Source organism: Streptomyces maremycinicus (assembly GCF_001184025.1).
GTDB lineage: Bacteria > Actinomycetota > Actinomycetes > Streptomycetales > Streptomycetaceae > Streptomyces > Streptomyces maremycinicus.
On record NZ_BBYG01000012.1, the window covers coordinates 589,432 to 599,165 of the forward strand.

4 protein-coding genes are annotated in these 9,734 nt (G+C 73.5%); 2 read left to right on the top strand and 2 right to left on the bottom strand.

Annotated elements, in window-relative coordinates; genetic code table 11:
* Window positions 1–102 precede the first annotated feature (102 nt).
* Together AOQ37_RS15745 and AOQ37_RS15750 are read right to left on the bottom strand one after the other, a co-directional pair.
* Complete coding sequence (locus tag AOQ37_RS15745; RefSeq protein ID WP_078890192.1) at window positions 103–4,542, bottom strand: nSTAND1 domain-containing NTPase; 4,440 nt, start codon at window positions 4,540–4,542, stop codon at window positions 103–105.
* 287 nt (window positions 4,543–4,829) lie between these two features.
* On the bottom strand, window positions 4,830–6,446 hold the full coding sequence (locus tag AOQ37_RS15750; RefSeq protein WP_062645102.1) for an MFS transporter: 1,617 nt from the start codon (window positions 6,444–6,446) through the stop codon (window positions 4,830–4,832).
* A 465-nt stretch (window positions 6,447–6,911) separates the two neighbouring features.
* Here AOQ37_RS15750 and AOQ37_RS15755 point away from each other — a divergent pair, with 465 nt between their 5' ends.
* Together AOQ37_RS15755 and AOQ37_RS15760 are read left to right on the top strand one after the other, a co-directional pair.
* The gene (locus AOQ37_RS15755) at window positions 6,912–8,333 is read left to right on the top strand and encodes a DUF2252 domain-containing protein (protein WP_062645103.1); all 1,422 of its coding nucleotides are present in this window, start codon (window positions 6,912–6,914) and stop codon (window positions 8,331–8,333) included.
* 405 nt (window positions 8,334–8,738) lie between these two features.
* The gene (locus AOQ37_RS15760; RefSeq protein WP_062645104.1) at window positions 8,739–9,626 is read left to right on the top strand and encodes a bifunctional transcriptional activator/DNA repair enzyme AdaA; all 888 of its coding nucleotides are present in this window, start codon (window positions 8,739–8,741) and stop codon (window positions 9,624–9,626) included.
* Window positions 9,627–9,734 lie beyond the last annotated feature (108 nt).

Genomic DNA, 9,734 nt, shown 5'->3' on the forward strand with positions numbered 1-9,734 from the left:
TGCACCAGCGACCGGGCTATGGCCAAGGCTAACAAGGCTGCCGGGTCGGCGGGAGCCGACTTCTCAGCTGCCCTGCCGTTGTGATCGGGATCACTTTCCCGGTCAGTCCTCGCACGGTGGCTCGTAGGAGAGCCGCGGCAGGTATTCGTGCCACTTGTCCGCCGTCAGCACGCCTCGCGTGGTCGCGCAGATACGGGTGATCGCCTCGTCCACGTCCAGATTCCACAGCCGTACGGTGTCGGCGCCGCTGGAGACGCCGAGCATGTGGCTGTTCGGGCTGAAGGACAGGAAGTTGCCGGTCTTGGCGTTGGGGCTCATCGACTGCCCGATGGGGGAGGCCCCGCCCGGGTCGGTCACGTTCCACAGCCGGATGGTGTTGTCGTTGCCGCCGCTGGCGAGGGTGTCGCCCTCCTCGTTGAAGGTCAGCGACACCACCGCCTCGGTGTGCCCGGTGAGGGGCGCGCCGCGCCGGGACGCCCGCGCCGGGTCGGTCACGTCCCACAGCCGCACCGTGTCGTCGTCGCTGCCGCTGGCCAGCGTACGGCCGTCCGGGCTGTAGACGAGCGCGTTGACGGGGCCGACGTGACCGGTGAGCGGCTTGCCGATGGGCCGGGTGCGCCGGGGGTCCGTCACGTTCCAGAGCCGTACGGTGTGGTCCGCGCTGCCGCTGGCGAGGGTGCGGCCGTCCGGGCTGAACACGAGGGTGTTGACGAACCCCTTGTGCCCGGTGAGCGGCGAGCCCAGCGCGGTGGCGTGCGCGGGGTCACCGACGTCCCACAACTGGATGGTGCGGTCGTCGTAGGCGGTCGCCAGGGTGCGTCCGTCCGGCGCGAAGGCCAGCGCGTCCGGTCCGAGGAACCGGGTGCGCAGCTCGACGGGCGGTCCCGCGGAGACCGGCCGGGCGGGGTCGGTCACGTTCCACAGGTACACCGCCCGGTTGGCCGTCAGCACCGCGAGGGTACGGCCGTCGGGCGAGAAGGCGAGGGTGCGCTCGCTGCCGTCGTCGGGCATGAAGGGCGTGCCCAGCGTCACGGGCCGGTCGGGGTCCGCCACGTTCCACAGCCGGACCCTGCCGTCGCGCGCGGCCGTGGCCAGCACCCGCCCGTCCGGCCGGAAGGAGCCGCTGCGGCCGATCATGTCCGCCGTCGGGATCGACCAGAGGCGGACCTTGCTGTCGCCGTTGCCGGTGGCGAGCGTGCGGCCGTCGGGGCTGAAGCCGACGGCGTACATCTCGCCGCTGCCCCCCGCGAGCGGCTCGCCGACCTGCGAGGGGTACGCCGGATCGCTGACGTTCCACAGTGTGGCCGTGCTGTCCGCGCTGCCGGCGGCCAGCATGCTCCCGGCGGGGTTGAACGCCACCGACCACACCGGGCCGGTGTGTCCGGTGAGCGGTGGGCCGAGCTGGGTCGCCCGGCCGGGGTCGGTCACGTCCCACAGCCGGATGGTGTCGTCCGTGCTGCCACTGGCGAGGGTGTCCCCGTCGGGGCTGAAGTCCAGGGAGTGCACGGTGTCCGTGTGGCCCGTCAGGACCCGGTCGATCGGCCGCGGCCGGCGCGGGTCGGCCGTGTCCCACAGCCGGATCGTGTTGTCGTCGCCGCCGGCCGCCAGGGTCCGGCCGTCCGGGCTGAACGCCACGGAGCGCACGGCGGCGGTGTGGCCGGTCAGCGCGCCGAGTGCCGCCGGCCGGCCCGGTGCCGTCACGTCCCACAGCCGTACGGTGTCGTCCTCGCCCGCGGAGGCCAGGGTCCGCCCGACCGGGCTGAAGGCGAGCAGGTAGATCGTGCCGGTGTGCCCGGTCAGGGGCTTTCCGAGCGGGCGCGGACGGGCGGGGTCGCGGACGTCCCACAGCCGGACGGTGCCGTCGTCGCCCGCGCTGGCGAGGGTGTGGCCGTCCGGGCTGAACACCGCGCTGCTCACCCAGCTCTTGTGGCCGGTGAGCGGCTTGCCCAACGGCTCGGGACGGGACCGGTCGCTGACGTCCCACAGCCGGACGGTCCGGTCGTAGCTGGCGGTGGCCAGGACCTTGCCGTCCGGGCTGAACGAGGTGAGGTAGACGGCCCCGGTGTGGCCGAGGAGCGGCGTGGCCAGCGGCGCGTTCACGATCGAGATCAGGCGGTTGTTGGTACCCGCGTCGTCGGGCCGCAGGTCGTGCGCCACCAGGTCGAGCTGCGCGGACAGCGACGGATCCGTGTACTGGACGCGGTCCGCCTCCGCGACGACCTGCTCGAACACGGCGTCGTTGCGCTGCTGCCAGGCGACCACGGCCGCGCCGACGGCGAGGACGGCCAGCACCACCAGCGCCGACACCGCGCCCCGGCTGATCCACACGATGCGCCGGCGCAGCCTGACCGACGCGGCCAGGAACTCCACCGCGCTGCGGGTCAGGAAGGTGTCGCCGGCGGACTTCGCCCAGCTGTGGGCCTGCTCCAGCCGGGAACCCCGGTAGAGCAGCGCCGAGTCCCGGTTCGAGCTGTCCCAGGCCCGGCCGTCCTCCTCCAGCCGCTGCCGCAGCAGATGGTCGCTGCGGTCCTCGTCGATCCAGTCGCGCAGCCGGGGCCAGGCGTGCAGCAGAGCCTCGTGGGTGATCTCGACGGTCTCCGCGTCGAGGGTCACCAGCCGGGCGCGCACCAGGGCCTCGAGCGACTCCTCCGTCTTGCCGGGGTCGGCCGACTCCTCCGCCAGTTGGCGCCGGGTGCCCCGGCGTCGGGTGGCCTGGGTGTCCTCGCCGAGCCGGACCAGCCGCATCAGGAGCAGCCGGGCCGCCGTACGCGCCGCCGGGTCGAGCCCGGACCAGGCCCGCTCGGCGGTCGCCGCCACCGCGCCCTGGATACCGCCCGCCGCACGGTAACCGGCCAGCGTCAGCCGTCCCGCCTTCCGGCGCTGCCAGGTCGCGAGCAGGGCGTGCGAGAGCAGGGGAAGCGCGCCCGCGTGCGCTCCGCGCGGACCGTCGACGGTCACCTCCCGGATGATCAGCTCCGCCAGCCCCGGCTCGAGCTCCAGTCCCACGGCCCTGGCCGGCCCGGTCACCGCCTCGCGCAGCTCCGGAGTGGACAACGGCCCCAGCACCATGTGCCGGTGCTGGAGCGCGTCGGACAGCTCGGGGTGGCTGAGGCACTCCTCGTAGAAGTCGGCGCGGACACCGAGGACGACGAGGACGGGGGGCGGTAAGGGGGTGCGGACCGCGCTGTCGGTGCCGGAGCCGGGGCCGGTGTCGGAGCCGGCGTCGGCGGGGGTGCAGGCGGCGTGCAGGAGCTGGATGAAGAGCCGCAGGTCCGCCTCGTCGGAACAGAGGGTGAAGGCCTCCTCGAACTGGTCGACGATGATGACGGGCCGGTCGGGGAGACCGGAGGGGGTGGAGGTTCCGGAGGGGGCGGAAGGGCTTGCGGGGCCGGAGGGGTGGGAAGGGGCGGAAGGGCCTGCGGGGCCGGAGGGGCTCGTGGGGCCGGAGGGGCCTGCGGGGCCGGGGGACCCGGAGGGGCTTGCGGGGCCCGGGGAGCCGGAAGGTTCCGGGGAGAGGGCCGCGTCTCGTCGCGCCCACGCGGCGACGGCCTCCCGTACGGCCCGCGCGAAACCGGGGGTGCCGGGCTTCGGCGTCCTGCCGGTGGCTGCGGTGGCTGCGGTGGCTGCAGTGGCCGCGGTGTCGGCGGCGGTGGTGGCGCCGGTGGCCGTGGTGGCGGCGGTCGCAGAGGCCCTCGGGGCTGCGGCAGGAGCCGTAGCCGTATCCGCAGCCTTAGCAGGGGCCGGGCCTGAGGCCGATGCGGTGAAAGGGGCGAGCTCGGGGATACGGCTGGTCAGCTCGGCGAGCGGATCGGCCCCCGGCACCAGCTGAAGGACCCGGGCGGATTCGCCGGATTCGCCGGGGTCGCCGGGGCGGCCGGCCCGGGCCGCCCGGCCGGCACCGTTCCGGTCGGCCGCCGCGCCGTTCTGGAGCGCGGGCACGAGACCGGCGCTGAGCAGGGAGGACTTGCCCGCCCCGGAGGCGCCGACCAGCATGACCAGGCCGCCCGTCCGCTCCGCCGCGCGCAGCTGGGCGACGAGCGCGTCCGTGCTCCGCTCCCGGCCGAAGAACCAGCGGGCGTCCTGCTCGCGGTACGAGGCCAGGCCGCGGTAGGGGCACACCCCTGCGGGGACACCCTGAGGTTCGGCCGCCGGATGCTCGCCGTCCTTCTTCGTCACTGGTGCGACGGGGACATCGCCGACGACCGGATCGGCCACCGCCCGCTCCCACAGCCGCTGCCATTGGCCGAGGTCGTACAGTCCGCTGGACACCGGTGCGGGCCGCGCGCGCCGCGCCTCGGGTATCAGCACGTGCAGCACCGCGGCGAGGGCGGCGAACTGGGCGGGTACGTTCTTGGCCCGTCGCCAGTCGCTGATCCGCTGGGTGGACACCCTGACGGGCCGTCCCCGCTCGTCCACCCGCTGAAGTCGGGCGACCGTCTCGGACACGCGCTTGAGGGGAGGGTTGCCGGCCTCCTTGTACAGCAGCGCGAGTCGTTCCGCGAAGGCTGTGCGTGCGCCCGAGTCGGAACTCAAGGCCTCCACCCCTAACTACCCCGCACCTGCAATCCGGACCGGAAAAACCACTTTATATGGCTGACCTGCGGTTAAGGGGCTGCGCGGACATCGGATCCTCCTCGGTTCGGGCCGTAGCTGGCAGGATCCGGAGGCAGAAGCGCACCAACCGGGCGTAACGCGGGCGACCGCGCGCCCGGCGCGCGCGAGCCGCGCCGTCATGGCGTGGTCGACTCCGCCCGCACCGTTCGTCACCGGTCCGCACGAGGGGAGGGACCGGTGCCGAACGGTGCGGTGTGACGATCCTCGGGTTTCCGCTATCGCTCGGCCGAACCCGGTTGGCTCGTCGGGATGCGTTGGGTGAAGAACAGCGCGAGGAGAGCGGCGAGCGCGAGGACGGCGAGGGCGGCGCGCAGGCCGTCGAGTCGTGCCTCGGCGTTCGCTTCGAGAGCCGCGTCGGTCACGGCCTCGGTCGCGCCGCTGTCGTCGAGGACGGTCCTGAGCTGGGCGTCCGAGAGGAAGGGCACGCCGCTCTCGAGCTGGACGGTGGCCTCGTTCTTGACCCGGTCCGGCACGTCCGGGTTCTGCTCGATACTCGCCAGGAACGAGGTGGTCAGCGTGGCGATCATGATCGATCCGGCGAGCGCCGTACCGATCGAGGCGCCGAGGTTGGTGACGGAGTTCTGGACGCCGCCGACCTCCGCGCTCTGCTCGTCCGGCACCGCCGAGACGGTGACCGAGCCGAGCTGGGAGGCCAGCGCGCCCATGCCCAGCCCGATCAGCAGCAGCGGGATCGTGACGATCTCCGCGCCCGCGTCCGCGTCGAGCGCGGCCATCAGGATCACCGCTCCCGCGCACATCGCGAGGATCCCGACCCGCACGACCCGGCGCGGTGAGACCTGCGGGAGGAGCCGAGGGATCAGGATCGCGGCGGCCAGCAGGGTCAGCGAGAGCGGCAGGATCCGCGCGCCGGTCTTGAGCGCCGACAGCCCGAGCGCGACCGACAGATAGAGCGGTACGACGAAGAAGACGCCCATCTGCACCAGGTACTGGAAGAAGAACATCGTCAGGCCGCCGGTGAGCTGCTTGTTCCCCAGCAGGGCCGGCTGCACGAGCGGTTCGCGGCCCCGGCCGACGAGCCGGGTCTCCCAGCGGAGGAAGAGCCAGATCAGGAACAGGCCCGCGAGCATCAGCCAGACGACCGCCGAGACGCCCAGCCATGAGGGCGCGTCGGGTTTCGGCCGGAACCAGCCCCACTGGGACGAGCGCAGCACGCCGAACACGAAGACCCCGAGCCCCAGGGCGGAGAGCACGGTTCCCACGAGGTCGATGCGCGGACGTCGGTCGGGTACGGCGTCGGCGACCCGCCTGGCCAGCAGCAGGATGCCGAACACCAGGAGCACCTCCCCGGCGAACACCCACCGCCAGGAGAAGTACGTGGTGGCCACGCCCCCGATGAGCGGTCCCAGCGCGATGGCCACGGCCCCGGCGGCGGCGACGAGTCCATAGGCGGCGGGACGGCGTTCCACGGCGAAGTTGCCGGCGACGAGCGCCACGATCGCGGGCAGGATCAGCGCCGCCCCGATCCCCTCCAGGAGCGACCAGCCGATCAGCAGCACCGGCAGGTTCGGGGCGAGCGCCGTGGTCAGCGACCCGCAGCCGTAGATGACGCAGCCGATCATGAAGGCCCGCTTGCGGCCGATCAGCGCCCCGACCTTGCCGCCGGGGATCATGAGCATCGCCATCACCAGGGTGTACGCCGTGATCGCGCCCTGGATGCCGGTCACGGTCGAGTCCACGTCCTCGGCCACGGTGGCGATCGACACGTTCATGACGGAGCTGTCGAGCGCCATCAGGAACTGGCCCGTCGCGAGGGTCAGCAGAACGATCCGCGCCCTCTTCGAACCCCTGTGCGTATCCGCTGCCGGACTCATCCTCGCATTCTCCCCACGATCACCCGGCCCGGTCCCCGACCCGCCCACGAGGTCAGCCGGGTGGCGGCCCGCCTCGGGCCCACGGCCCGCCCGGACGCGGTGACCGGGGCACGTGATGGGGCAGGGGCACGTGACGGGGCAGGGGCACGTGACGCGACAGGCGCGGGGCTCGCGGCGTGACCGGGGGCGGGGGCACGTGACGGGACAGGCGCGGGGCTCGCGGCGTGACCGGGGACGGGGATCGTGGCGGGGCCGGGGGGGGGAGTGACCGGCACCCGTGACCGGGAGCGGGAGATCACCCGAGGCGGGTGAAGCCGACGGCGCGGATCCCTGGTGCCCTGGAAGCGGACACACCGGCGACGCGGGAGTGGAGTCCGGGGGCCCGCGAGCCGGAGAAGCCGGGAATCCCATGATCATCGTCACCGCCCCGGGTATTCGGCGAGACCACCCCACGGAGCCGCAGCCATGACCGACAACCGCTTGGACGGACACGACGTGCGGCACCGCACCCCGCAGGAACGGGCCGCGCTCGGCAAGGCGGCCCGGGCCGACGCGCCCCGCTCCAGCCATGCCGAGTTCGCGCCCGGACCGAAGCGGCCGGACCCGCTGAAGATCATCGAGAAGCAGTCGGCGACACGGCTGCCCGAGCTCGTGCCGATCCGGTACGCCCGGATGTCCGAGTCGCCGTTCCGGTTCTACCGGGGGGCCGCCGCCATCATGGCGTCCGATCTCGCGAACACCCCCACGTCGGGACTGCGGACCCAACTCTGCGGCGACGCGCACATGCTGAACTTCCGGCTGCTGGCGTCACCCGAGCGGCGGCTGATGTTCGACATCAACGACTTCGACGAGACGCTGCCGGGCCCCTGGGAGTGGGACGTCAAGCGCCTGGCCACGAGCCTCGCCATCGCGGGCCGGGCGAACGGCTTCAGCACCAAGCAGCGGGCGTCGATCGTACGGGCCGCCGTGCGGTCCTACCGCGAGAACATGCGCTCCTTCGCGGGACTCGGCAACCTGGAGGTCTGGTACGCCCAGTTCGACGTCGACTGGGTTCGGGACCGGTTCGGCGCGGACCTGACCGCGCGCGGCCGCGAACGCTGGGCGCAGGCCGTGACGAAGGCGTTCTCGCACGACACCCTCCAGGTCTTCGACAAGCTCACCCACGTCGTCGACGGCAAGCGCCTCATCGCCTCGGACCCGCCGCTCATCACCCGTCTCGACGACCTGATGCCCGGTGACGGGCGCGGTGGCGACGTGGAGAAGGGCATCCGCCGGCTGATCGAGGGCTACGGCCGGTCCGTCCAGTCGGACCGGCGGTACCTGCTGGAGCAGTACCGGGTGGCCGACATGGCCCGCAAGGTCGTCGGGGTCGGCAGCGTCGGCACCCGCTGCTGGATCGTGCTGCTGCTCGGCAAGGACGACGAGGATCCGCTGTTCCTCCAGGCCAAGGAGGCCGACGAGTCCGTGCTGGCGCCCTACGCCGGGGCGAGCGCGTACCGCACGCAGGGCGAGCGGGTGGTCGCCGGGCAACGGCTGATGCAGGCCACCAGCGACATCTTCCTGGGCTGGGAGCGCGTCGAGGGCATCGACGGCCGACGGCGGGACTTCTACGTACGGCAGTTGCGGGACTGGAAGTGGGTCGCCGTGGCCGAGGACATGGTGCCGCGCGGCATGCGCACCTTCGGCGCCCTGTGCGGCGCGACGCTGGCCCGGGCCCACGCCAGATCCGGCGACCGGATCGCCATCGCCGCCTATCTGGGCGGCGGCGACAGCTTCGACCAGGCGCTGGTGACCTTCGCCGAGCGGTACGCCGACCAGAACGAGCGCGACCACGAGGCACTCGTCACCGCCATCAGGGAAGGCCGGCTGCCCGCCCAGCAGGTCTGAGACCGTCCCCCGGCCGCCCGGGGACATCGCGCCCGGCCGCCCGAGCGCGTCACCCGGTGGCCCGAACCCCGTCTCCCGGCCGCCCGAGCGGGTCAACCGGTCGCCCGAGCGCGTCGTCCGGCCGTTCGAGGGCATCGGAGGACCGCCGCCGCACCGGGCGGCGCCGGTTTCTCCAGCGCTGCCCGACCAGGGCACAAACCGGGCTTGGCACCCTCCGGAGCATGAACCCAGCAGAGATGACCGAGACCCGGCAGCGACGGCAGCGGGGCGCGGCCCGGGGCGGGCCCGTCCCGCCCGGGCCGGTCGGACACGTCGGGCACGTCGGTCCAATCGGGCACGGGCCGGCGCGGGGAGGCGTGCGGACCGTCTGTCCGGGCGGGCGCGTGACGGACGGCAGAGGGCCGCATGTACGACAGCGATGAGCAGCGCTGGCGTGCGGTCCGGGAGCGCGACGAGGCCGCCGACGGCCGCTTCTACTACGTGGTGAAGACGACCGGCATCTTCAGCCGGCCCTCGTGCGCGGCCCGGCTGGCCCGGCGCGAGAACGTGGAGTTCCACGCCTCGCTGGAGGAACTGCGCACGCGGGGCTACCGCCCCTGCCGCCGCTGCCGGCCGGGCGAGCTGGAGCGGAACCGGCAGCACGCCGACCGGGTGACCCGCACCTGTCTGCTGATGAACGCGGCGACGGAACCGCCGAACCTGGACGACCTGGCGCGGAGCGCCGGATACAGCCGCTTCCACTACCACCGCGTCTTCAAGTCCCTGACCGGCCTGACGCCGCACACCTACTGGACGGCGGTACGGGCCCGGCGGGTACGGGAGATGCTGATCCGGGCGCGTACCGTCGCCGACGCGATCTACCAGGCGGGCTTCGGTACCAACGGCCAGTTCTACGCCGTCTCCTCGGCCATCCTGGGCATGACCCCGCAGGCGTTCCGCGCAGGCGGGGCGGGCGTCGAGATCCGCTCGGCCATGGGCGTCAGCGACGCCGGGCCGGTCCTGGTGGCCGTGGCGGAGAAGGGCGTGTGCGCGGTGCTCGACGGGCCGGAGAGCGAGACGCGGGCGCGGCTGGCGGAACTCTTCCCGGACGCGCGGCACCGCGCCGGCGACAGGTGGCTGGAGGAACGGCTCGCCCGGGAACTGGCCCGCCCCGCGACCCCGCACCCCGGCGCGCCCCTGCTGCCCGCGGAGGTCCGCGGGATCTGCCGCCACGAACGGATCCGCCAGTCGCTCCGGACCCGGCCACACCCGCTGCCCGGCCCCGCCGACGTCCCGGCGCTGCGCGCGGGTTGAGCGGCAGCCCCCGGGACCGAGCCGTCGGGCGGCCGAGTACGAGCGCAACTTTCTGAGTGCCACCGGCCCGCCCCGTCCCTAGCGTGGGCGCGTCGATGAGTGTCGGGA

Excerpts from the sequence above, each read along its gene's own strand:
- AOQ37_RS15750 (WP_062645102.1), bottom strand. The coding sequence starts at position 6,446 with ATGAGTCCGGCAGCGGATACGCACAGGGGTTCGAAGAGGGCGCGGATC.
- AOQ37_RS15755 (WP_062645103.1), top strand. The coding sequence starts at position 6,912 with ATGACCGACAACCGCTTGGACGGACACGACGTGCGGCACCGCACCCCG.
- AOQ37_RS15760 (WP_062645104.1), top strand. The coding sequence starts at position 8,739 with ATGTACGACAGCGATGAGCAGCGCTGGCGTGCGGTCCGGGAGCGCGAC.